Origin of the sequence: Brevundimonas sp. (assembly GCF_030656255.1) — a bacterium.
Taxonomy (GTDB): domain Bacteria; phylum Pseudomonadota; class Alphaproteobacteria; order Caulobacterales; family Caulobacteraceae; genus Brevundimonas.
In genome coordinates this window covers 1-20,705 of the sequence record NZ_JAUSOE010000135.1, presented here as the reverse complement: position 1 = coordinate 20,705, position 20,705 = coordinate 1, and the positions used below count along the sequence as shown (strand labels likewise).

Below are 20,705 nucleotides of genomic sequence, written 5' to 3'. Positions count from 1 at the left end.
GTGGCTAAAGCGATCAGAAGACGCCCGCCGGAACCTCCGGCGGGCGTTTTCGATTCAGCCTGCACACAGGAGTGAAACGATGCGGATTCTTATGGCGACGGCGGCCGTGACGGCCCTGACCCTGGCGGCCTGCTCCCCGGCGGCGAACGATCAGAAATCCGGCGAGCCTGCGCCGCCGAACCCGACCTCGACGGTCGCCGCCCCGGCGGAAAAGCCGGTCTATCGGTTCAAGATCGGCGCCCTGGACGCCATCGCCCTGTTCGACGGCCAGAACCCGGTGCCGAACGACAACAAGGTGTTCGGCGTGGGCCTGACGCCCCAGGCCGTCGCCGCCCCCCTGACCGCCGCCGGACAACCGGCCGATCCCATCATGCTGGAGATCCATCCGCTGCTGGTGCGGAACGGGGCGCGGACCATGTTGTTCGACACCGGTCTGGGCGCCGGAAAGGGCCAGTTGATGCAGAGCCTGCAGACGGCCGGCGTCGATCCTGCCAGCATCACCGACGTGATGATTTCGCATGGCCACCCTGACCATGTGGGCGGCCTGGTCGCCGACGGAGCCCTCGCCTTCCCCAACGCCGCGATCCGGATGTCGGAGGCCGAATGGGCGTCGATGCGCGCCAATCCCGAAATGGCGGACCTGGTTCGCGTGATCACGCCCAATGTCCAGGCCTTCCGTCCGGGCGAAGAGGTCGCGCCGGGCGTGGAGGCCCAGGACACGGCCGGTCATACGCCGGGGCACGTCGCCTATCTGATCGCCGACGGCCAGAACCAGCTGCTGTATACGGGCGACCTGATGCACCACTGGGTGCTGTCGGTCGAACATCCGGACTGGACCGTCGGCTATGACAACGACCCGGTTGCGGGCAAGAAGGCGCGTCTGGATGAAATCACGGCGCTAAGGGCGTCGGGCGCGCATATCTACGCCTATCACTTCCCCTTCCCGGGGCTCGGAAAGATCCAGACCCGCGAGGGCCGGGCGATGTTCATCAGCGAGGCGCAGCCGGCCGCCTGATCGTGGCCTGGCGTCGCGGCCTCAGCTCAGCGACGCCAGGCGCGCGCGTTCGGTCATGCGTTCGGCATGGTGTTGCCGCAGGGTGCGTCGCTGGCGCAGCAGTTCGTGGATCCCGTCGGCGAGATCCAGCAACTGGCTGTCCGACAGCGGTTCGACCAGGTCAATCAGCTTGTGCTTCAAGGTTTCGAAGGCCGGTTCGGACAGGCCGACGGTCGTGGGGGTCGATGGCTCCATGGCTTCCTCCGCAGCGGCGTCTAGGCAGACTCCGCCGATGACGAAAAGACCAGGAAAGGTCCGGGGTTCCCGGCCATCGTGCTTAACGCGCGGCGCGGCTTGACTCCGGAGGCCTGTGTGGCGATAAGCGCCGCCTTCCACGTTTCCGGTTCGCCGGACGCGGGATTGATGACGGAAGATGCGTGGACCGCCGTTGAGATCGCATTCCCAATCGAGGGGATGCCGGGCCGTATCGTCGAAAAGAGAATAGAATGTCCAAGCGCCACAGCGCCAAATACAAGATCGACCGGGCCATGGGTGAGAACCTGTGGGGCCGCGCCAAGTCGCCGGTCAACAAGCGTTCTTACGGTCCCGGCCAGCACGGCCAGCGTCGCAAGTCGAAGGTTTCGGACTTCGGTCTGCAACTGAAGGCCAAGCAAAAGCTGAAGGGCTACTACGGCAACATCACCGAGAAGCAGTTCGCCAAGACCTATGACGAGGCGGCTCGTCGCAAGGGCAACACCTCGGAAAACCTGATCGGCCTGCTGGAATCGCGTCTGGACGCTATCGTCTACCGCGCCAAGTTCGTCCCGACCGTCTGGGCCGCACGCCAGTTCGTCAGCCACGGCCACGTCCTGGTCAACGGCAAGAAGGTCGACATCTCTTCCTACCGCGTGAAGCCGGAAGACGTCGTCACGGTGAAGGAAAAGTCGCGCAACATGGCGCTGGTCATCGAAGCCCAGCAGTCGTCGGAACGTGACGTGCCGGATTATCTGGAACTGTCCGACCGCTCGTTCTCGGTCCGCTATGTGCGCGTGCCGGAACTGACGGACGTGCCGTATCCGGTGAAGATGGAACCGAACCTGGTCGTCGAATACTACGCTTCCTAAGCGAAGCCTTCTGCGGCGCGGCCCCCGCCTGACGGCGGGGGATTTCGTCGAAGATCGAGTTGGAAGGGCCCCGGATCCGTCCGGGGCCCTTCGTTTTTCGGCCTGTTCCCTTCTGGGGCGAACAGGCGCATTCTCGGGCTGTTCAGGGTTCGACGAAGCAGGGGAGGCCGCCTAAGCGATGCGCGCCGTCTTCAAATCTATGGCGATGATCGCCGCAGTGTCGGGCGTGGCCGCCTGTGCGGGGGGTGCCGATGCGCCCAGTGTTTCGACCGCGGGCATGCCCGGCGCGCTTGAGTCGATCCACGCCGCCGCCTTCACCAAGGACGCGGCTGTCTTCTGGGTCAGTTCCAACGGCTGCACCCGCAAGGAAGACCTGATCCCCATCGTCAGCATCAAGGGCGCCGATGCGGTCATCACCCTGCGCCGCCTCGACGAGGACACCTGCAAGGAGCCTCTGGTCGACGGGGTCGAGCTGAAGTGGTCGTTCGAGGAACTGGGCCTGGCGCCCGGCTCGCCCGTCAGCGTCAACAATCCCTATCAGCTGCCCCAGACCTGAAACGATCTTAGCGGCCGTAACCGGGCCAGTGCGCCTTGCCCGCCCGTTCGTACTGGGGCGGCAGTCCCTCGCCATGACCCAGGGCCACGGCGGCGTGGTGGGGCCAGTTGGGATCGTCCAGCGCCGCGCGGGCGATGGCGACGATGTCGGCCTGGCCCGAGGCGACGATGTCCTCGGCCTGTTGCGGATCGAAGATCATGCCCACCGCCATGACGGCGGCGTCCGGCACGGCCTGTTTGACCGCCTCGGCGAACCGGACCTGATAGCCCGGCTCGGCGCCCGGAATCTCTGCGCGGGCGACATTGCCGCCCGAGGTCAGGTGCAGATAGTCGTAGCCCATCTGATGCAGGGCGCGTCCGAAGGCGATCACCTCGTCCAGCGTCACCCCGCCTTCGATCCAGTCGGACCCGTTGAAACGCACGCCCAGGGCCTTGGTCCTGGGCCAGGCCTCGCGCAGGGCCTGGGCCACGCGCAGGGGGAAGCGCATCCGCGCCTCGGCTGAACCGCCGTACTGGTCCGCGCGGTGGTTCGACAGGGGCGACAGGAATTCGGTGAGCAGATAGCCGTGGGCGGCATGCAGTTCGACCAGGTCGAACCCGGCGCGGTCGGCGCGGCGGGCCGCGTCCTCAAAGGCGGCGACCACCCGGTCCATGTCCGCCTCGGTCATTTCGGCGGGGGTATGCCAGTCGTCGCGGAAGGGCAGGGGGGACGGGCCGTAGGTCTGCCAGGCGCCTTCGTCCAGGCCCAGGGCGCGTCCGCCCTTCCACGGGGCCGAGGTCGAGGCCTTGCGGCCGGCGTGGCCCAGCTGAACCCCGATGGGGGTGTGGGAATAGGTCCGGATGCCCTTCAGGATTTCCGCGAAGGCGGCCTCCTGTTCGTCGTTCCACAGGCCGGTGTCGTCGGGCGTGATCCGGCCGGCGGCCTCCACCCCGGTGGCCTCGATGATGACCAAGCCTGCGCCCGACACCGCCAGACGGCCGATATGCTGGATGTGCCAGGGCTGGGGCACGCCGTCGATCGCGGAATACTGGCACATGGGCGCGATGGCGATGCGGTTCTTCAGCGTCAGGGGACCGATGCTGCGCGGCGAAAAGAGCTGGCTCATGGGGGCGTCCGGGGAGGGGAGAGGGACGGTAGCTATGCCGGTTGCAGTCGCGATCAAGCCCGACCTGTCCGATTGTTCACCTGGCTTGCCGAAAATTCACGTGCCTGACGCGTCGGGGCGCGCCACAAAAGCGTCAAGCACATCAGGGGATCACACCAATGCTTCGTCTCGCTCTCGCCATCGCCATCGCCGCCCCGCTGCTGTCGGGCTGCATCATCGTCTCGACCGAAAAGCCGACCACGCGGGTCATCACCGCCCCGGCGTCGGACCAATGATGCGCGGCGCGCTGAAAGGACTGGCGGTCGCGGCCCTGGTCGCGCCTCTGCTGTCGGCCTGCGTCATCTATGACAGCGACGCGGGCGAAAACGTCTCGGTCAATGTCACCCGCAGCGACGCCCCGCCGGCCGAGGCCATTCGCGAGGCGCGCTTTGCAGACGGCGCCCTGGTCGCCCGTGTCGATTCCAACGGCTGCACCCAGGCCTCGGACTTCGAAGTGTCCGTGGCCGAGAATTCGCCGACCGAGATCACCCTGCGTCGCACCAAGCCGGACCTGTGCAAGGCCCTGCTGCCCGACGGCGTGGAACTGCGCTGGACCTATGCCGACCTGGGCCTGGAGCCCGGAACGCCGGCGCGGATCCTCAATCCGCTGAAGTAGTCTCGAACACTGTCAGCATCGACGCCGGGATACGCTGCGGCCTCAGGGTCGCGGCGTCCACCAGGCACCATTCGGAGACGCCCTGGGCGCAGACCCGGCCCTCGGCGTCCTCGATACGGACATAGCGGTTGAAGCGCGGTCCCTGCGGGTCGCCGACCCAGGTCCGGGCCACGACCCCGGTCGCGCCGGGCGCGATGGCGCGCAGATAGTCGATCTCATGCCTCAGGGCGACCCATGAGCATCGCGTCCGGGTCTCCGCGTCGAAGCGGGCGTTCCAATGGGCCGTGCCGACGTCCTGAAGCCAGCCGACATAGACGACATTGTTGACGTGGCCGTTGGCGTCGATGTGTCCGGGGCGGACCTCCAACGGCACGACGAAGACCTCACGGTCCTCGCGCGGCGTCAGGACCGGGCGAGCCATCAGGCTTCGCCGAGCGGGACGCCCTTCTCGGCCATCAGGGCCTGAAGTTCGCCGGCCTGGAACATCTCGCGGATGATGTCCGAGCCGCCGACGAATTCCCCCTTTACATAGAGCTGGGGAATGGTGGGCCAGTCGGTGAAGCTCTTGACGCCTTCGCGCAGGGCTTCGTCCTGCAGCACGTCGACGCCGACGAAGGAGGCCCCGACATGGTCCAGGATCTGAACCGCCAGCGAGGAGAAGCCGCAGCGGGGCTGGTCCGGCGTGCCCTTCATGAACAGAACGACGTCGTTCTGGGCGACGGTGTCGCCGATGAAGGCGTGGACGGGATCGGCGGCGGGAACAGTATCGGTCACGGGGAGGGCCTTTCGTGAAGTCCGTCAGCTAGGGAGAGGCGACGGCCGGGTCAAGGCGCGGTCGCGTCTATGCCGCGAGATCAGGCCACAGCCGAGGTCGTAACCCGACCCATTTCGATCTGTGCGGCAAGGCCCGGCGGCAGGTCGCGTTCCGGCGTGGCGGCCAGCATGTTCAGCCGTTCCACGTCATTGGCGCTTATGATGACGCTGGAGATGGTCGGGTCGGTCAGGACATAGCTGAGGCAGATCGCCTCGGCCGGCCAGTTCGGCGTGCGATACAGGAAGCCGAAGGCGTCGCTTTGCCGCGACTGGGCCGGGCGTTTGGGCGCGCCGCCCAGGCCGAAGAAGCCCTTTTTTGCGGCGGGCTCGGTTCCACGCGGCTTGGCGCGGCGGTCGGTGAAATAGTCATAGGCGAAGACCGACATGTCCTGTTCGCGAGCGGCGCGGACACGATTACGCAGCCTCCAGTCGGCGTTGATGTCGAAGGGGGTGAACAGGGCGTCAAAGGCGCCGGTGGAGACATAGGTGTCCATGACCTCGCCGCCGCCCGCCACACCCAACAGTTTGATGCGGCCGGTGGCGCGCAGGGCCTTGAGCGCGTTGAGCGACGATTGCGGCAGTTCGTGTTCGCCCGGCTCGTGCAGCACCGCCACGTCGATCCAGCCCAGACCCGAGAAATGCAGCACCCGGTCTATGGCGGCGGTCATGCCCTCGGCCGAGAAATCACGCGCCGCCTCGCGTCCCGCGCCGACCCCCAGGGTCAGGCTGACACAGACCAGTTTGCGGTCCACATGGGCCAGGGCTTCGCCCAGCACTTCGGCGGCGACCGGATCGGCGGTCTCGAGCCGATAGGAATTCACCCCGGCTTCTAAGGCGGAATACAACAGGTTTAGCGCGCCCTCGCGGCCGCGCGCCAGATTGTCCAGCCCGAAGCTGAGCGTCAGATTGGAAATGGCGGCGCCGGACACGCCGAAGGGGCGATAGCGCATGGGATCAATCCTCCTTGGGCGGGGCGGCGGTTTCCAGCGCCAGGGCGTGCAGTTCGCCGCCCATCTGTCCCTTCAGCGCGGCATAGACCAACTGATGCTGGCGCACGCGCGGCATGCCGGCGAAGGTGCTGGAGACGATGCGGGCGCGGTAATGGTCGCCGTCGCCGGCCAGGTCGTCGATGGCGATCTCGGCGTCGGGGAAGGCCTCGATCAGGTGCTGACGCAGGGTTTCGACGGACATGGGCATGGCGAAGCTCTCGGATCGTTCTCCTTCAGCATGCCCGATAAACCTTAATGGCGGGCTACGTCGCGCCCGCGCCGGCCGCCGCGCCGGGGCGGGGACGTTCGAACAGCTGAACCGAATGGTCCTTGTAGGTCGCGACGGCGTAGGGGCGGAATCCGACCCGCGCCGCCAGCTTCAGCGAAGCCAGATTCTCCGGTGCGATCATGCAGACGGTGCGCGCCGCCTTAAGGGATTCGTCGACCCAGGCCAGGGCTGCGCCCAGGGCCTCTGCCGCGTAGCCCTTGCCCTGAAAGGCGGGCGCGACGCCCCAGCCCAGTTCCGGCGCGTCGAACGGCGGCGTCAGGTCGCGGCGATAGTCGAACACCCCCACGCTGCCCAGATAGGCTCCGCCGTCCCTCAACCGGATCGTCCAGTTGCCGTGGCCCAGGGCCGCCCAATGGCCCAGGTCGCGCAACAGGCGGAACCAGACCTCTTCCTGCGACAGGGCGCGGCCCATGATGTGGCGGGTGAAGTCCTCGTCCAGCCATAGGGTCGACAGGTCGTCGAAGTCGGTTGCGGCGACCGGGGTCAGCACCAGGCGCTCGGTCGTCAGAATTCCAGTACTCACATCAGGCCCAGTTGCTTGAAGCTGGCCACCCCGTCGCGGCCGACGACCAGATGGTCGTGAACCTCGACGTTAAGGGCTCGTCCGGCCTGCACAACCTGTTTCGTGATTTCGATGTCGGCGCGGCTGGGGGTGGGGTCGCCCGACGGATGGTTGTGAACCAGGATCAGGGCGCTGGCCGACAGTTCCAACGCCCGTCGCACTACTTCGCGGGGGTAGACCGGGGCGTGATCGACCGTGCCCCGGTTCTGCACCTCGTCCAGGATCAGCTGGTTCTTCTTGTCCAGATAAAGGACGCGGAACTGCTCGCGCGGCTCGTGCTGCAGGGCCACCCGCACATAGGCCAACAGCGCGCTCCATGACGAGATCACCGGCCGTTTCGCCGTCGGCTCGCGCGCGATCCGACGCGTCACGTCGAAGATCAGTTGCAGGTCCAGCGCCACGGCCCGCGTCGCCTTGCCGGGCGCATAGCCCATTGAGCGACCCACCTGATCCTCCACCGCCTCATGGCTGGCCGCCCCGATCCCCTCCAGACCCCCGAACCGGGCCAGCAGATCCTTGGCCAGCGGCTTGACGTCCTTGTAGGGGATCGAGCGGAACAGCAGCAGTTCCAGCAGCTCATAGTCGGGCAGGGCGCCCAGCCCGCCTTTGGCGGCCCGCTCACGCAGCCGGTCGCGATGGCCGCTGTGACGCGGCTTGGCCTTGGGTTTGGGCGTCAGGTCGTCCAGCATGTCCCCTCCCTGTCCGCCGCAACCTGTGCGGAAGATGGAAGGGGATCAAGGGTTCAGTTCGGGCGGAACAGTCCAGCCGGGCTGGCGGTGAAGATTTCCAGACCGTCTTCCGTCACCCCGATGGTGTGTTCGCACTGGGCCGACAGGGACTTGTCGCGCGTGACGGCGGTCCAGCCGTCGGACAGAACCTTCACGTGCGGCTTGCCCAGGTTCACCATCGGCTCGACGGTGAAGAACATGCCCGGCTTCAGCACCGCGCCCTCGCCCTTGCGGCCGTAATGCAAGACGTTGGGGCTGTCGTGGAAGACGCGGCCGATGCCGTGGCCGCAGAAGTCGCGCACCACGCTCATACGCTGGGCCTCGACGAATTTCTGGATGGCGAAACCGATGTCGCCGAAGGTATTGCCCGGCTTGACCTGTTCCAGGCCCAGATCCAGCGACTGATAGGTCACGTCGATCAGCTTCTTGGCGCGGGCGTTGATCTCGCCGACCGCATACATGCGGCTGGAATCGCCGTGCCATCCGTCAACGATGACCGTGTGGTCGATATTGACGATGTCGCCGTCTTTCAGCACCCGGTCGCCGGGAATGCCGTGGCAGACGACGTGGTTGATTGAGGTGCAGACCGTCTTCTCATAGCCCTTGTAGCCGAGGCAGGCGGGCAGGCCGCCGTGGTCCAGGGTGAATTCGCGGATCAGGTCGTCGATGGTGCTGGTCAGCACGCCCGGCTGAACATGCGGCGTGATCATGTCCAAGGCTTCGGCGACCAGACGGCCGGCCTTGCGCATACCCTCGAAGTCCTCCGCCTGGTGAATGCGGATGGCGCTGGTGCGGACCAGGGCGTCGGTTTCCAGATCGGGCGTTTCGTACATGGTTCAATCAGCGGCGGCGGGGATTTTCAGATGACCATCCTATCATGGATACGCAAGGCGATTGTGCGGCGGTCAGGGATTCCTTACCCAGCGTCATGCGGGACTGTGTGTTGCATGACACTGTCCCCTGACGGAATGAACCTGCCGCCGCGTAACCTCTCGCCGGTGTGATCGTGTGCAGTTTTTCTGACACAGTTTCGCCCGTTTCCGGGCGGAGACCCGCCATGCATGCAACGTTTTCCTGACGAAAGCGCTGGGTGCGATCGACCTCCCCGATACCCACCGTCGCGTAAATGACGGGGGCAAAACTATAGGAATGGCTTATGACACCCAGGAATTTCGCTCGTATGGGCGGCATTGCGCTGACGACCGCCCTGTTGGCCGGCGTCGCGGCTCCGGCTATGGCCGGCTCGTTCTACGTGCAGGAACAATCAACCCGTGGCCAGGGCCGCGCCAACTCGGGCGAAGGCGCCGACAAGGGCGTGCAGTCCCTGTGGTGGAACCCCGCCGCGATCGCCGGAACCCAGCGCGAAGTCTACGTCGGCATGCACGGCCTGATCCTCGACTCCGACGTCGATGACCGCAGCTCCAGCCTGACCTACAATATTCCCGGCGTCGGCTCGACGACCGAAGTCGTCAACGGCGATCCGCACGTCCATGAAGTGGTCGAGAGCGGCATCATCCCGAACTTCGCTGTCTCCATGCCGATCGGCGACCGCTTCAACGTCGCCTTGGCCGTCCAGGCGCCGTTCAACTTCACGACCAAGTACGAGCCGACCGACTTCGCCCGTTATGACGCCCTGACGTCGGAACTGCGCTCGGCCAACGTCAGCCTGGTCGCCGCCATGACGGTCACGGACTGGCTGGACATCGGCGCCGGTTTCGACGCCCAGTACGCCAAGGCGACCCTCAGCTCGGCCCTGCCGAACGTGGCCATCCCCGGCGTCTTCGCTCCGACCTATGCGGTCTCGCCCAGCACCGACGGCCGCAACCAGCTCGAAGGCGACGGCTGGGATTACGGCTGGAACGCCGGCGCCCAGATGCATTTCGGCAAGCTGGACCTGGGTCTGTCCTATCGCTCCAAGATCGAGCACGAGCTGGAAGGCACCGTGAACATCTCGGGCCTGACCGGCATTCTGGCCTCCGCCAACGTCTCGGCTGACGGCGTCGCCAGCTTCAACACCCCCTGGTACGCCACCGTTTCGGCCCGCTACGCCGTCAATGATCGCCTGACGCTGAACGCCCAGGTCAATCAGATCGGCTGGAGCGAGTTCGACGCCATCCGCGTGACTTACGGAACGTCCGGCTCCTCGACCATCGTCCAGGACTATGACGACGTCACCACCGGCGCGATCGGCTTCGACTACAAGATCGATCCGACCATGACGGTTCGCGCCGGCCTGGGCTTCGACCCGACCCCGACCCCGGACGATCACCGCACCGCCCGTATCCCGGACGGCGACCGCTTCCTCTACACCGCCGGTCTGTCCAAGACCGTGGGTTCCATGACCTTCGACGGTGCCGTGACCTATATCGACATCGACACCGCGACGATCAACGACACGCGCGACGTCTATGGCAACGGCCTGGTCATCTCGAACCTGAGCGGCGAGGCCAAGGGCCACGGCGTGGGCTTCTCGATGGGCGCGACCTGGAACTTCTAAGTCCCAACGCCATCGGCTGACATGAGAACGGCGGCTCCTGAAAAGGAGCCGCCGTTTTTCGTTGCCGATTTTCGGTTCGTCACCCTCGGGGCAAGCCCGGAGGGTGACGAGTTAGGATCAGGCCTTGGCTGCGCCGGTGTAGCCCTTGCCGCCGTTGGACGGGCGACGACGGGGACGGCGCTTCATTTCGCCTTCCGCCGGCTTGACGTTGTCGTTGATCGACGGGACGCGCTCGCCGGCCAGGGGGTTGTAGGCGCGTTCGGGACGCGGGGCCGCCGGGGTCTCGCCGGGACGGGCGCGACGCTGGCGATGCGGCTGGCCGCCGCCTTCCGGACGCACGCCGTCGCGATGCGGGACGCGGCTGCGTCCACGACCGCCCCGGCCTTCACCGCGGCCGCCTTCGCCCCGATCGCCGCCTTCGCGTTCCGGCATGGTCGCCTTCTTGCCGACGCCGGTCGCCATGATGGTGGCGTCCAGCTGGCCCAGGGCCTTGTCGTTGCGACGGTCGATGGCCGGGATCTTCTGACGCGTGACCTTCTCGATATCCTTCAGCAGCTTCATCTCGTCGCCGGCGACGAAGCTGATGGCGGTGCCGTCGGCGCCCGCGCGGGCCGTCCGGCCGATGCGGTGCACATAGGCCTCCGGCACGAAGGGCAGTTCGAAGTTCACGACGTGCGAGACGCCGTCCACATCAATGCCGCGCGCGGCGATGTCGGTGGCGACCAGGACGCGCAGCTTGCCCTTCTTGAAGGCTTCCAGGGTGCGTTCACGCTGGGGCTGGCTCTTGTTGCCGTGGATGGCGCCGGCTTCGACGCCGCCGGCTTCCAGATAGGCCGCGACCTTGTCGGCGCCGTGCTTGGTCTTGGTGAAGACCAGGCAGCGCGTATAGGCGGGATCGCTGAACATGTCGGTCAGCAGGGCGCGCTTGCGGCCCTGTTCGACGTAGATCACCGACTGGTTGATGCGTTGCACCGTGGTCGATTGCGGCGTGACCTGGACCTTGACCGGATCCTTCAGAAGCTCACCCGCCAGCTTGCCGATCTCGGTCGGCATGGTGGCCGAGAAGAACAGGTTCTGACGGCGCGCCGGCATCTTGGAGACGATCTGGCGGATCGGCTTGATGAAGCCCAGGTCCAGCATCTGGTCGGCCTCGTCCAGCACGAAGATCTCGGTCTGCGACAGGTCCAGGGTCTTCTGCTGGATATGGTCCAGCAGGCGGCCGGGCGCCGCGACCAGGATGTCCAGACCCTGTTGCAGGGCGCGTTCCTGGCCGCCGTATTTCACGCCGCCGAAGATCACGGCGACCCGGAAGCCCAGGTGGGCGCCGTAAGCCTTGAAGCTGTCGCCGATCTGGGTGGCCAGTTCGCGCGTGGGGCTCAGGACAAGGACGCGCGTGGTGCGCGGCACCGGCGGGGTGCGGTTCTCGGCCAGGCGGTGCAGGATCGGCAGGGCGAAGGCGGCGGTCTTGCCGGTGCCGGTCTGGGCGATGCCCAGCAGGTCCTTGCCCAGCATGACGTCAGGAATGGCCTTTTCCTGGATCGGGGTCGGCGTGGTGTAGCCTTCCGACGCCAGCGCCTGGAGAAGGGCCTTGTTCAGGCCCATGGATTCGAATGTGGTGCTCACAGCAGTGTCTTTCGCGTGCGGCAGAGCGCTTTCAGCCATGGCATGACGCCGTAGGGCCGCGCACCGCCAGTCCCGGCCGGGCTTCGGAATGAAGCCTGCGGGGTGGATCGGGCGCCGCCCCGCGTGTCCGGGCAGCGAATGAACTTGAGGGGCCGGCGGCTTCTACAGACAGGTCCGAGATGGACTTACACGCGCTGGAGACGCCGGAGATCGCGATTGTGCGACGCAGCGCAAATGGACGTTCGCGGACATAAAGTCAAGCCGGGCGCGCTCAGTTCGCCAATCAGCTTGCAAGGGCGGCCGCCACCACTGTCCTGGCCTCGGCCTGGACCTGAGCAAGGTGATCGGCGCCCAGAAAGGACTCGGCGTAGATCTTGTAGACGTCCTCGGTGCCCGACGGGCGGGCGGCGAACCAGGCGTCGGCGGTCACGACCTTCAGCCCGCCGATGGCCTCGCCATTGCCGGGGGCCTTGGTCAGGATGTCGGTGATCGGCTGGCCGGCCAGGGTTGTCGCGGTGACGTCAGCGGGGCTCAGGGCGGCCAGGCGCGCCTTCTGCGTCCGGTCGGCGGGGGCGTCGACCCGGGCATAGGCAGGGGCGCCATATTGTTCGGTCAGGCCGGTATAGAGCTGGCTGGCGCTCTGGCCCGTGCGGGCCTGGATCTCGGCCGCCAGCAGGCACAGCAGCAGGCCGTCCTTGTCGGTGGACCAGACCGTGCCGTCGCGGCGCAGGAAAGACGCCCCGGCCGATTCCTCGCCGCCGAAGCCAACGGTTCCGTCCAGCAGGCCGGGCACGAAATGCTTGAAGCCGACGGGCACCTCCAGCAGGCGACGCCCCATGCCCGCGACGACGCGGTCGATCATAGACGACGAGACCAGGGTCTTGCCCACCGCCACGTCAGGCCCCCAGCCGGGACGATTGGCGAACAGATAGGCGATGGCCGCCGCCAGGAAATGATTGGGGTTCATCAGGCCGCCGTCGGGCGTGACTATGCCGTGGCGATCCGCGTCGGCGTCATTGCCGAAGGCCAGATCATAGGCCGATCCGCTCTCCATCATCTGGATCAGATTGGCCATGGCGCTGGGCGACGAACAGTCCATGCGGATCTTGCCGTCGGCGTCCAGCGGCATGAAGGCCCAGCGCGGGTCGACGGCGTCATTGACCACGGTCAGGTTCAGGCGGTGCCGGTCGGCGATCTCGCCCCAATAGGCTACGGCCGCCCCGCCCAGGGGATCGGCTCCGATGCGGACCCCGGCGTCGCGAATGGCGTCCAGGTCCAACACGCTGGGCAGGTCGTCGATATAGGCGCCCAGGAAGTCGAACCGGCCGGCCGTGGCGTAAGCCCTGTCGAACGGGACGCGCTTCACCTCGGCCAGACCGCCCTCGATCAGCTGATTGGCCCGGTTCGCGATGGCGCCGGTGGCGTCGCTCCCGGCCGGACCGCCGGAGGGGGGATTGTATTTGATGCCGCCGTCGCGGGGCGGATTGTGCGACGGGGTGATCAGGATTCCGTCGGCCTGACGCGTATTGGCGCGGTTGTACGACAGGATGGCGTGAGACACGGCCGGGGTCGGAGTGAAGCCGTCGCGGGCGTCGATCAGCACCTCGACGCCATTACCGACCAGCACCTCCAGCGTCGTGCGCCAGGCCGGCTCGGACAGGCCATGGGTGTCGCGCCCGACGAACAGCGGGCCGTCGATCCCTTGCGCCGCGCGATATTCGGCGACCGCCTGTGCGATGGCCAGGATGTGGCTCTCGTTAAAGGCGCCGTCCAGGGCCGAGCCCCGGTGGCCCGAGGTGCCGAACACGACCCGCTGGGCCGGATCGGTCATGTCGGGCCGGCCGGATCCATATGCGCCGAGCAGGGCGTCGAGGTCGATCAGGTCTTCCGGAAGGGCCTGGCGGCCGGCGCGAGGGTGCATGGGAATGATCCAACGGTCTGTGCGCCTCTGGGGCGCGCGAGGCGGTGTTAGGGTCGCGGGATCAGGCCTGCAACCCGAAGAATTCTTCACTGAAAAGGTAGTCAGGCGCCGCTGAAGGTGTCGCAGACGGACGGGTCGCCCGACTGATAGCCGCGCTGCAGCCACTCGACCCGTTGAGCTGCGGAACCGTGGGTGAAGCTCTCGGGCGAAACCTGCCCACCGCTGCGACGTTGCAGCGTGTCGTCGCCGATGGCCTGGGCGGTCTTCATGCCTTCCTCGATGTCGCCGGGCTCCAGCGCCACCTGCCCGTTCGACACGGCGGCGGCGTTCTTGGCCCAGACACCGGCGTAGCAGTCGGCCTGAAGCTCCAGCGCGACGGAATACTGGTTGGCCTCCGCCTCGCCCTGGGCGCGCTGCTGCGCCTCGCGGACCTGGGCCGAGGTTCCGGTCAGGGTCTGGACGTGGTGGCCGAACTCGTGGGCGATGACATAGGCGCGGGCGAAGTCGGCGCCCGAGGCGCCCAGTTTCGTCTCCATCTCCTGCCAGAAGCCCAGGTCCAGATAGACGGTCTTGTCGGTCGGGCAATAGAAGGGCCCCATGGCGGACTGGCCGAAGCCGCAGCCGGTCGATGTGCCCTGTTCGTAGATTTTGACCATAGGCGGTTGGTAGCCGTTCAGCTTCTGCGCCCAAACCTGATCGACGTTGGTGCCGATGACATCGACGAAACGACCCGCTTCGTCCTGAGGCGTTCCGACTCGGCCCTGCTGCTCCGCCGCGCCGACGCCGCCGAACTGGCTGGCCAGCTGGGTCGTGGTCGCCGGATCAATGCCGAACACCAGATAGCCGATGATCGCCAGAACGCCGACGCCGATCCCGCCGCCTGCAACGGCGCCGCCGCCAAGGCCTCTACGATCTTCAATCCGACCGCTCGTCTCTCCACCGCGCCAACGCATGTCCGTCCCCTCAGTCCCATCATGAAGCTAGGCCGGAACGCGGAGAGAAGGGAAGGGATGCGTCAGTTCGGCCGATCCAGCCAATCGTCGATCTGGCTCACGCCCTGGCGGGTCTGTTCGCGACGGGCGGCGGCACCCTCGCGCAGGCTGCGCTCCTGTGCGACGTCATACAAGGGGCGGGCGGGGGCGGCCGGCGACACGGTAGGTTCGCGGGCCGCCTCGATCTGCGTCAGCCGCTGACGCGTTTCGACCTGCTGCTGGCGGGCCAGGGCCGCATTGGCCTCGGACTGTCGCCGCAACCGGTCGTTCTCGTAGCGATGCTGGTCGGCGATGGCCGCAGGAACCCCGCCAGGATAGGCGCCGTAGGGCGGGACATAGGGCGGCGTCTGCGCGAGGGCCGAGGTGGCGCAGCCGGCGGCGATCAGGGCGGATAGGATCATCAGACGTCGCATGGATTTGAGATGGGTAGGCGGGCGCTCGCCGCCAAGGGGCGACGCGTTCCACTTGACCGATCATGGGTCTGTGATTGTTTCAGAATTGAAATAATCAAGTTAATACAGTCGTTTGGGCCAAATTTACGATGAGTCTTGCAAGGTGGCCGGCGACGGGACGTGCGACCTCTGGTCGGGCGGGACATCGTCGCCTCCGATCAGGAGCCAGGAATGTCGGTATCATCCGCATCCTCGGCCTCTGCCGGTCTGTCGCTTCAGGCCCTGCGCGACCTGTTCCAGACCCAGAGCGCCGAATCCACTGGGCAAACTTCGCCCAGCGAGGGGCTGTTCAGCCCCAGTCAGGGGACCTCATCGTCCCCACCGCCGTCCGGACCACCCCCTGCCAGCTCTGCCGCTAGCAGCCTTAGTTCGGACACAATGTCCGCCCTGCTCGAAAGCCAGGAGACGACCTCGACCGGGAAGGACTTCGTCAGCGGTCTGATCTCGGACCTCGATTCCGACGGGGACGGCGGCTTGAGCCTGACCGAGGTCGGGACGGCGCTGGGCGTCTCCGACACGTCGGAAATCTCGGACGCCTTTGCTGCTCTGGATACAGACAGCGACGGCGTGATGAGCGCCGACGAGATGGAGTCCGGTCTGCAGGCCATGGGCCCGCCGCCCGGTGGACCGCCTGCAGGCGGCGGCGCGACGGCGGCCTCGACGGAGGAGACCACTGAGACAGTGTTCGACGCGGCTGACACCAATGAAGACGGCACGGTCAGCCTTGAGGAGTTGATGGCGTCGCTGCAGCAAGATGACTCCTCCAGCATCAGCGACACCTTCGCCGCTGTGGACACTGACAGCGACGGCGGGCTCAGCCTCACCGAACTGACCTCGGCCTTCGAGTCCATGAGGGCCAAACAGGTCGAATCCTACGGCAGCTGGGCGTCTGAAGAGGCGACCGGCAGCCTGATGGCGGCGGCCTGACAACGAGATCGGCGGGGCGGCGACGCTCCGCCGGTTGCCTTCACGGCATGGCCCAGACGGAGGACCGCTTGATCTCCTGATCCTCCAGCTCTCGCGTCGTGGGCACGATGTATTCGGCCAAGAAATCCAGGCCCGAGCGGGGAAAATAGGTGCGGCCGGGATCGCCGATCAGTACGCGGGTTCCGGCGGCGCAGGCCTGGGCCAGCCAGGCCAGCACGGCCTCGGTCATCGGCTTTTCGTAGCAGATGTCGCCGGCGCAGATGACGTCCACGGCCGGCGGCGGGGCGTCCAGCAGATTGAGCGGAGTGAAGTCCAGGGCCACGCCGTTGGCCTGGGCGTTGGCGGCGACGGCGGCCCCGCAGAAGGGATCGATGTCGGCGCACAGGACCGAGACGGCGCCGGCCCGCATGGCCGCCACCCCGACCAGGCCCGATCCGGTGGCGAAGTCCAGCACCCGCTTGCCGGCGACCTCGTGCGGGTGATCCAGCAGATAGCGGCTCAGCGCCTGTCCGCCGGCCCAGGCGAAGGCCCAGAAGGGCGGCGGCAGGCCCAGTTCGCCCAGCTCCTCTTCCGTCATCCGCCAGATCGGCGTGATCTCGTCCGCCAGCCACAGCGAAATCTCCGGCGCATGGGGCACGGGCTGGAGCCGCGTATTGGCGTGGATGAAGGCGGCGGGATCGAGGGGGCTCATCGCGGCGAGGGTAGCGGTCTTTGGCCGGCGGAGACAGGGCGACGAGTACGTCAGGCGTTACTGACAAAAAGTCAGGTTGACATGACATTTGGACGGTGTCAGGTTCGCCTTACAAACAGGGAGGCGGACATGCTGGCTTTTGGAAAATCGACGACCCCGGCGCACCGACGCTATGTCATTCGCATCATGGCCTTCACCATTCCCTATGTTGCGATCTGCGTGGCCATGATGACCACGGACGCCTTTGACGAGATCATGGGCAAGCCGGCGGCCTGGGGGCTGGCCGCGGTGGTGTCGGCGCCGGTCGTGGGCCAGATCTGGGCGGTGCTGTCCCTGATGCGAGAAAGCGACGAGTTCGTGCGCGGCGTGACCGCCAAACAGTTCATCGTCGCCTCGGGCCTGGCGATGGCGGTCGCCACCTTCTGGGGCTTCGGCGAGAGTTTCGCCGGGGCGCCGCATATAGAGACCTGGCTGATCGTGCCGCTGTTCTGGGGCATGTACGGCCTGACCGCCCCTTTCATCCGGACCAGCCGATGAAGAACCGGCTGAAGCTGCTGCGCGTCGAGCGGGGTTGGACCCAGGAACAGTTGGGCCAGGCGCTGGGCGTGTCGCGACAGGCGGTGATCGCCCTGGAGACCGAGCGGCACGATCCGTCGCTGGACCTGGCCTATCGCATCGCTGCGGCCTTCGACCGACCGGTCGAGGAGATCTTCGAGAACCCGCACGCCTGAGGGCGGCGGACCAAACCTAAAATCCAAGGGAGACATCCGATGTTCAACGCCTTCTTCAGGGCGCGCCCGCGCCTGCGCGCCGCACTGTTCAGTCTGGCGGTCTGCACGCCTTCGCTGGTGGTCGGCGTCACCGCCGCCTTCGCGCAGCCTGTCATCCAGGCGCCCGCCTTTGTTTCGGACCGGCTGTCGGTCGAGGTGGTGGGAGCCGGCCCCGATGTCATCCTGATCCCCGGCTTCGGCTGTTCGCGGGAAGTGTGGCGGGCGACGGCGGATCGGCTGAAGGCGACGCACCGGGTGCATCTGGTGCAGTTGGCGGGCTTCGCCGGCGAGGCCTGGAGCCACGACGACGGTCCGTTCGTCCAGCCGGTGGTCGATGAACTGGACCGTTACATCCGCGTCCAGGGGCTGGAGCGACCGGCGGTGATCGGTCATTCGATGGGCGCCCTGACGGGACTGGTGCTGGCGCAGCAGCATCCTGAGGCTGTCGGCCGGTTGATGAGCGTGGACAGTTTGCCCTTCTTCGGCGCGCTGCGGGGGCCGCAGGTGACGGTCGAGGCCATGAGACCGGCGGCGGAGCAGACGGCGCAGAGTATTCTGGCCCTCTCGGACGAGTCGTTTCGCGCCGCCCAGGTCGGCAGCGCCCAGGGCATGACGCGGGACGCCGCGCTGCGGGTCAGGCTGGTCGACTGGACGACCGGGTCGGACCGCAAGGCCATGGCGGCGGCCATGCGAGACGTCCTGCTGACGGATGCGCGGCCAGGTCTTGCGGGCCTGAGCGTGCCGGTGACCGCCCTCTATGCCTCGGACGCCGACGGCGGGGCGCCGGCCGTCCAGGCGGATCAGGCCTGGGGTCACGAATATGCGACTCTGCCCGGCGTCAAGCTGATCCGCGTCGGCGGCAGCCGGCACTTCATCATGGCCGATCAACCGCAGCGGTTCGCCGAGCTGGTCGATCAGTTCCTGGCCGACTGATCAGCCCGCCTTGGGCGTCACGTCCCCGGCCTTGACCGGGGCGCCGGCGAACTCGTCGGCGTAGGCGGGGTTCAGTAGGGATCGGAACACCGACTGGGGCAGGGCGATCTGGTAGGCGCCGTCCGAATAGGGGCCGATCTGATAGGCGCCGAGCAGGAAGGTGATCCCGCCTGCCTTGCCCGGCGTCGTGCCCGGCGTCAGGACGAAGGGGGTGGCGACGGCCTTGGGGCAGGCCCACATGTTCCCGCCCAGGGTGGCGGTCTCGGACCCCGGCGAGCGGGCCTGTTTGGCGGCGTTGGCGGCGTCGCACAGGGCCTTGTCCAGGCCCGCCAGATCGACGCCGGGGCGGAACAGGTCGGCGAAGCCCAGCCGCTTCTTCATCGCCTTGTCCCACAGCACGGCCGAGAAGCTGGTGTTGGGATGGGCGCCGCCGGTGAACTCGAAATCGGTGCGGGCCAGGCTGAACAGTTTGCCGGTCTCGGCGCCCGGGGCGAAGGCGATGGTCTTCTCGTAGCCGCCGGGGCCGCCGCCGGCCTCGGACAGGTCGGCCTGGGCGCCTTCGGAGAACTGGCGCAGGTCGCGCACGGCGGCGGCGTAGAGGGGGGCGTGCAGGTCGGGCTTGGACTTGATCGCGTCCGGCAGGGTCAGTTTGACGGTGGCGTACTGGGTCTTGGAATCGAAGCTCATCGGCGCCCCAGCGGCGGCGGGACTGACCGGCGCGGCGGCGGTCGGGGCCGGCGAGGGGGCCTCTGCCTTGTCCTCGCGCCTTTGGCAGGCGGCCAAGGTCGCGGCGACGGCGGCGGACAGCAGCAGCAGACGAACGGTGGAGGTCATGGGGGGCTCCTTCACAGGCCGAGGGATCCAAGGGCGAGGGCGGCCAGCAGGATGAAGCCCGCCTCTCGGTTGGACTTGAAAAGTTTCAGCGCCAGGGCGCCGTCGGTGCGGTCGAGGCGGACGACCTGGCGGACCAGGTGGGCGGCGTAGAGGGCCAGGCCCAGCCAGAACAGCGGGCCTAGACCTGCCTGTGTCCCGACGAGCGCAGCAAAGGCGACAGCCAGACTGTAGAAGACGGCCACGCCGGGACGCACGGCCGAGGCCAGGCGGCGGGCCGAGGATTTGACGCCGACCATGGCGTCGTCCTCGATGTCCTGCAGGGCGTAGATGGTGTCGTAGCCCAGGGTCCAGAAGACGCCGCCGAGCCACAGAAACACCGCCGGCAGATAGTCGGTCGGGCCGGTGACGACGTAGGCGTCGTGAGGGGCCATCCCGACTTTGGCGACGATGTCCTGCACCCAGGCCGTCTTGGCCGCGACCGAATAGGCCGCCGCGAAGCCCATAAGGGCGCCCCAGTTGAACGTCATGCCCAGCCAGGCCTGGGGCCACCAGGTGATCCGCTTCATGAAGGGATAGGCGGCGACCAGGGCGAGCGAGCCGACGCCGAGAGCGATGGCGACGGGGCCGAGCGTCAGCAGGATCAGCAGGCTGATCAGGCTGCAGCCGACCACGAAGGCCCAGGCCTGTTTGACGCTGATCAGGCCTGCGGGGATGGGGCGAAGGGCGGTGCGGGCGACCTGGGCGTCGAAGTCGCGATCGACGATGTCGTTGAAGGCGCAGCCGGCGGCGCGCATCAGACAGGCCCCGATGCCGAAACCGACGAACAGCCAAAGGTCATAGAGGCCGGGCGCCTGCCGATACTGGGCCAGGGCGAGGGTGATGCCCTGCCAGCCGGGCAGGAGCAGCAGCCAGATGCCGATGGGCCGGTCGAACCGACCCAGCTTGAGCCAGGGCTTCAGCCGCTCCGGCGCATGGCGATCAACCCAGTTGGCGCCGGCGTCGGGGAGAGGGGCGGTGGTCATGGGCATGGCTTAGCCGGAATGGGGGGCAGGGTGAAGGCGTGACGAAACGCTCCGTCCTTTCGGCGAAGTGGAAGGCCCTTTGGAAGCGGAGGGCTGGGCGGGGCGCCGGGCCTTCGCCCGGAGTTTTGATTTAGAAGTACCGTTTCGACGAAGGTTTGACGCCCCGCGCGGAAGGTTGGCCTGCAAGCTCGGGGCGCCGAGCGGTGGCGGTCTTATCGCCTAACCCCA

The 20,705-nt window shown here is 67.1% G+C and carries 25 protein-coding genes; 9 read left to right on the top strand and 16 right to left on the bottom strand.

The window, feature by feature from the left end:
* Window positions 1-79: 79 nt before the first annotated feature.
* Window positions 80-1,015 carry an MBL fold metallo-hydrolase gene (locus Q7J26_RS13540; RefSeq protein ID WP_370651946.1) on the top strand — a complete coding sequence of 312 codons (936 nt, stop codon included), beginning with the start codon at window positions 80-82 and terminating at the stop codon, window positions 1,013-1,015.
* A gap of 21 nt (window positions 1,016-1,036) precedes the next feature.
* On the opposite strand, the gene Q7J26_RS13535 is transcribed toward Q7J26_RS13540, so the two are convergent.
* Window positions 1,037-1,249 (bottom strand): hypothetical protein, encoded by a 213-nt coding sequence (locus tag Q7J26_RS13535; RefSeq protein ID WP_304936929.1) that lies wholly within the window; start codon window positions 1,247-1,249, stop codon window positions 1,037-1,039.
* Between the two features lie 251 nt (window positions 1,250-1,500).
* On the opposite strand from Q7J26_RS13535, the gene rpsD reads away from it, so the two are divergent.
* Entirely contained in the window at window positions 1,501-2,118 is a 618-nt protein-coding gene (gene rpsD, locus Q7J26_RS13530; protein WP_008260153.1) for a 30S ribosomal protein S4, read from the top strand.
* A gap of 178 nt (window positions 2,119-2,296) precedes the next feature.
* Entirely contained in the window at window positions 2,297-2,674 is a 378-nt protein-coding gene (locus Q7J26_RS13525) for a hypothetical protein (protein ID WP_304936928.1), read from the top strand.
* A gap of 7 nt (window positions 2,675-2,681) precedes the next feature.
* Here the strand turns inward: Q7J26_RS13525 and Q7J26_RS13520 are convergent, their stop codons facing one another.
* Window positions 2,682-3,779 carry an NADH:flavin oxidoreductase/NADH oxidase gene (locus Q7J26_RS13520; RefSeq protein WP_304936927.1) on the bottom strand — a complete coding sequence of 366 codons (1,098 nt, stop codon included), beginning with the start codon at window positions 3,777-3,779 and terminating at the stop codon, window positions 2,682-2,684.
* A 271-nt stretch (window positions 3,780-4,050) separates the two neighbouring features.
* Here Q7J26_RS13520 and Q7J26_RS13515 point away from each other — a divergent pair, with 271 nt between their 5' ends.
* Entirely contained in the window at window positions 4,051-4,434 is a 384-nt protein-coding gene (locus Q7J26_RS13515) for a hypothetical protein (RefSeq protein ID WP_304936926.1), read from the top strand.
* On the opposite strand, the gene Q7J26_RS13510 is transcribed toward Q7J26_RS13515, so the two are convergent.
* The 7 genes from Q7J26_RS13510 to map form a co-directional block, all read right to left on the bottom strand.
* On the bottom strand, window positions 4,418-4,855 hold the full coding sequence (locus tag Q7J26_RS13510) for a thioesterase family protein (protein ID WP_304936925.1): 438 nt from the start codon (window positions 4,853-4,855) through the stop codon (window positions 4,418-4,420). The genes Q7J26_RS13515 and Q7J26_RS13510 overlap by 17 nt on opposite strands.
* A complete protein-coding gene (gene grxD, locus Q7J26_RS13505; RefSeq protein ID WP_304936924.1) occupies window positions 4,855-5,208 on the bottom strand; it encodes a Grx4 family monothiol glutaredoxin in 354 nt (117 codons plus the stop codon). Before grxD ends, Q7J26_RS13510 begins: the two co-directional genes overlap by 1 nt.
* Window positions 5,209-5,288: 80 nt before the next feature.
* A complete protein-coding gene (locus tag Q7J26_RS13500; RefSeq protein ID WP_304936923.1) occupies window positions 5,289-6,197 on the bottom strand; it encodes an aldo/keto reductase in 909 nt (302 codons plus the stop codon).
* Window positions 6,198-6,201: 4 nt separating this feature from the next.
* The gene (locus Q7J26_RS13495) at window positions 6,202-6,444 is read right to left on the bottom strand and encodes a BolA family transcriptional regulator (protein ID WP_304936922.1); all 243 of its coding nucleotides are present in this window, start codon (window positions 6,442-6,444) and stop codon (window positions 6,202-6,204) included.
* A 55-nt stretch (window positions 6,445-6,499) separates the two neighbouring features.
* Window positions 6,500-7,048 (bottom strand): GNAT family N-acetyltransferase, encoded by a 549-nt coding sequence (locus Q7J26_RS13490; protein ID WP_304936921.1) that lies wholly within the window; start codon window positions 7,046-7,048, stop codon window positions 6,500-6,502.
* Window positions 7,045-7,776: a DNA repair protein RadC gene (radC, locus tag Q7J26_RS13485; protein WP_304936920.1), complete on the bottom strand. Its 732-nt coding sequence runs from the start codon at window positions 7,774-7,776 to the stop codon at window positions 7,045-7,047. Before radC ends, Q7J26_RS13490 begins: the two co-directional genes overlap by 4 nt.
* A 53-nt stretch (window positions 7,777-7,829) precedes the next feature.
* Window positions 7,830-8,648 (bottom strand): type I methionyl aminopeptidase, encoded by an 819-nt coding sequence (gene map, locus Q7J26_RS13480; RefSeq protein WP_304936919.1) that lies wholly within the window; start codon window positions 8,646-8,648, stop codon window positions 7,830-7,832.
* A gap of 323 nt (window positions 8,649-8,971) precedes the next feature.
* On the opposite strand from map, the gene Q7J26_RS13475 reads away from it, so the two are divergent.
* Window positions 8,972-10,312 carry an OmpP1/FadL family transporter gene (locus tag Q7J26_RS13475; protein WP_304936918.1) on the top strand — a complete coding sequence of 447 codons (1,341 nt, stop codon included), beginning with the start codon at window positions 8,972-8,974 and terminating at the stop codon, window positions 10,310-10,312.
* 117 nt (window positions 10,313-10,429) lie between these two features.
* Here the strand turns inward: Q7J26_RS13475 and Q7J26_RS13470 are convergent, their stop codons facing one another.
* From Q7J26_RS13470 to Q7J26_RS13455, 4 genes are all read right to left on the bottom strand, one after another.
* Entirely contained in the window at window positions 10,430-11,974 is a 1,545-nt protein-coding gene (locus Q7J26_RS13470; protein ID WP_304936917.1) for a DEAD/DEAH box helicase, read from the bottom strand.
* A 244-nt stretch (window positions 11,975-12,218) separates the two neighbouring features.
* A complete protein-coding gene (gene pgm / locus Q7J26_RS13465) occupies window positions 12,219-13,856 on the bottom strand; it encodes a phosphoglucomutase (alpha-D-glucose-1,6-bisphosphate-dependent) (protein ID WP_304936916.1) in 1,638 nt (545 codons plus the stop codon).
* Window positions 13,857-13,957: 101 nt separating this feature from the next.
* Entirely contained in the window at window positions 13,958-14,809 is an 852-nt protein-coding gene (locus Q7J26_RS13460; protein ID WP_304936915.1) for a neutral zinc metallopeptidase, read from the bottom strand.
* Between the two features lie 62 nt (window positions 14,810-14,871).
* Window positions 14,872-15,249 carry a hypothetical protein gene (locus Q7J26_RS13455; protein ID WP_304936914.1) on the bottom strand — a complete coding sequence of 126 codons (378 nt, stop codon included), beginning with the start codon at window positions 15,247-15,249 and terminating at the stop codon, window positions 14,872-14,874.
* A gap of 429 nt (window positions 15,250-15,678) precedes the next feature.
* Between Q7J26_RS13455 and Q7J26_RS13450 the strand changes: the two genes are divergently transcribed.
* Window positions 15,679-16,227, top strand: coding sequence for an EF-hand domain-containing protein (locus tag Q7J26_RS13450; protein ID WP_304936913.1), 549 nt, complete (start codon window positions 15,679-15,681; stop codon window positions 16,225-16,227).
* 40 nt (window positions 16,228-16,267) lie between these two features.
* On the opposite strand, the gene Q7J26_RS13445 is transcribed toward Q7J26_RS13450, so the two are convergent.
* Window positions 16,268-16,918, bottom strand: coding sequence for a methyltransferase (locus Q7J26_RS13445; RefSeq protein WP_304936912.1), 651 nt, complete (start codon window positions 16,916-16,918; stop codon window positions 16,268-16,270).
* 129 nt (window positions 16,919-17,047) lie between these two features.
* Between Q7J26_RS13445 and Q7J26_RS13440 the strand changes: the two genes are divergently transcribed.
* The 3 genes from Q7J26_RS13440 to Q7J26_RS13430 are packed head-to-tail and all read left to right on the top strand — an operon-like array spanning window position 17,048 to window position 18,621.
* Window positions 17,048-17,455, top strand: a complete 408-nt coding sequence (locus Q7J26_RS13440) for a hypothetical protein (RefSeq protein ID WP_304936911.1) — start codon at window positions 17,048-17,050, stop codon at window positions 17,453-17,455.
* Window positions 17,452-17,649 carry a helix-turn-helix transcriptional regulator gene (locus tag Q7J26_RS13435; RefSeq protein ID WP_008264044.1) on the top strand — a complete coding sequence of 66 codons (198 nt, stop codon included), beginning with the start codon at window positions 17,452-17,454 and terminating at the stop codon, window positions 17,647-17,649. Before Q7J26_RS13440 ends, Q7J26_RS13435 begins: the two co-directional genes overlap by 4 nt.
* A 39-nt stretch (window positions 17,650-17,688) precedes the next feature.
* Window positions 17,689-18,621, top strand: coding sequence for an alpha/beta fold hydrolase (locus Q7J26_RS13430; protein WP_304936910.1), 933 nt, complete (start codon window positions 17,689-17,691; stop codon window positions 18,619-18,621).
* Here the strand turns inward: Q7J26_RS13430 and Q7J26_RS13425 are convergent, their stop codons facing one another.
* Window positions 18,622-19,455: a DUF3298 and DUF4163 domain-containing protein gene (locus Q7J26_RS13425; protein ID WP_304936909.1), complete on the bottom strand. Its 834-nt coding sequence runs from the start codon at window positions 19,453-19,455 to the stop codon at window positions 18,622-18,624. It abuts the gene before it with no gap.
* 11 nt (window positions 19,456-19,466) lie between these two features.
* A complete protein-coding gene (locus tag Q7J26_RS13420; RefSeq protein ID WP_304936908.1) occupies window positions 19,467-20,477 on the bottom strand; it encodes a UbiA family prenyltransferase in 1,011 nt (336 codons plus the stop codon).
* Window positions 20,478-20,705: the final 228 nt, after the last annotated feature.

What these genes read in the sequence shown, in the direction of transcription:
- Q7J26_RS13540 (WP_370651946.1), top strand. Translation starts at nt 80, where the DNA reads ATGCGGATTCTTATGGCGACGGCGGCCGTGACGGCCCTGACCCTGGCG.
- Q7J26_RS13535 (WP_304936929.1), bottom strand. Translation starts at nt 1,249, where the DNA reads ATGGAGCCATCGACCCCCACGACCGTCGGCCTGTCCGAACCGGCCTTC.
- rpsD (WP_008260153.1), top strand. Translation starts at nt 1,501, where the DNA reads ATGTCCAAGCGCCACAGCGCCAAATACAAGATCGACCGGGCCATGGGT.
- Q7J26_RS13525 (WP_304936928.1), top strand. Translation starts at nt 2,297, where the DNA reads ATGCGCGCCGTCTTCAAATCTATGGCGATGATCGCCGCAGTGTCGGGC.
- Q7J26_RS13520 (WP_304936927.1), bottom strand. Translation starts at nt 3,779, where the DNA reads ATGAGCCAGCTCTTTTCGCCGCGCAGCATCGGTCCCCTGACGCTGAAG.
- Q7J26_RS13515 (WP_304936926.1), top strand. Translation starts at nt 4,051, where the DNA reads ATGATGCGCGGCGCGCTGAAAGGACTGGCGGTCGCGGCCCTGGTCGCG.
- Q7J26_RS13510 (WP_304936925.1), bottom strand. Translation starts at nt 4,855, where the DNA reads ATGGCTCGCCCGGTCCTGACGCCGCGCGAGGACCGTGAGGTCTTCGTC.
- Q7J26_RS13500 (WP_304936923.1), bottom strand. Translation starts at nt 6,197, where the DNA reads ATGCGCTATCGCCCCTTCGGCGTGTCCGGCGCCGCCATTTCCAATCTG.
- Q7J26_RS13495 (WP_304936922.1), bottom strand. Translation starts at nt 6,444, where the DNA reads ATGCCCATGTCCGTCGAAACCCTGCGTCAGCACCTGATCGAGGCCTTC.
- radC (WP_304936920.1), bottom strand. Translation starts at nt 7,776, where the DNA reads ATGCTGGACGACCTGACGCCCAAACCCAAGGCCAAGCCGCGTCACAGC.
- map (WP_304936919.1), bottom strand. Translation starts at nt 8,648, where the DNA reads ATGTACGAAACGCCCGATCTGGAAACCGACGCCCTGGTCCGCACCAGC.
- Q7J26_RS13475 (WP_304936918.1), top strand. Translation starts at nt 8,972, where the DNA reads ATGACACCCAGGAATTTCGCTCGTATGGGCGGCATTGCGCTGACGACC.
- Q7J26_RS13470 (WP_304936917.1), bottom strand. Translation starts at nt 11,974, where the DNA reads ATGGCTGAAAGCGCTCTGCCGCACGCGAAAGACACTGCTGTGAGCACC.
- pgm (WP_304936916.1), bottom strand. Translation starts at nt 13,856, where the DNA reads ATGCACCCTCGCGCCGGCCGCCAGGCCCTTCCGGAAGACCTGATCGAC.
- Q7J26_RS13460 (WP_304936915.1), bottom strand. Translation starts at nt 14,809, where the DNA reads ATGCGTTGGCGCGGTGGAGAGACGAGCGGTCGGATTGAAGATCGTAGA.
- Q7J26_RS13455 (WP_304936914.1), bottom strand. Translation starts at nt 15,249, where the DNA reads ATGATCCTATCCGCCCTGATCGCCGCCGGCTGCGCCACCTCGGCCCTC.
- Q7J26_RS13450 (WP_304936913.1), top strand. Translation starts at nt 15,679, where the DNA reads ATGTCCGCCCTGCTCGAAAGCCAGGAGACGACCTCGACCGGGAAGGAC.
- Q7J26_RS13445 (WP_304936912.1), bottom strand. Translation starts at nt 16,918, where the DNA reads ATGAGCCCCCTCGATCCCGCCGCCTTCATCCACGCCAATACGCGGCTC.
- Q7J26_RS13440 (WP_304936911.1), top strand. Translation starts at nt 17,048, where the DNA reads ATGCTGGCTTTTGGAAAATCGACGACCCCGGCGCACCGACGCTATGTC.
- Q7J26_RS13435 (WP_008264044.1), top strand. Translation starts at nt 17,452, where the DNA reads ATGAAGAACCGGCTGAAGCTGCTGCGCGTCGAGCGGGGTTGGACCCAG.
- Q7J26_RS13430 (WP_304936910.1), top strand. Translation starts at nt 17,689, where the DNA reads ATGTTCAACGCCTTCTTCAGGGCGCGCCCGCGCCTGCGCGCCGCACTG.
- Q7J26_RS13425 (WP_304936909.1), bottom strand. Translation starts at nt 19,455, where the DNA reads ATGACCTCCACCGTTCGTCTGCTGCTGCTGTCCGCCGCCGTCGCCGCG.
- Q7J26_RS13420 (WP_304936908.1), bottom strand. Translation starts at nt 20,477, where the DNA reads ATGACCACCGCCCCTCTCCCCGACGCCGGCGCCAACTGGGTTGATCGC.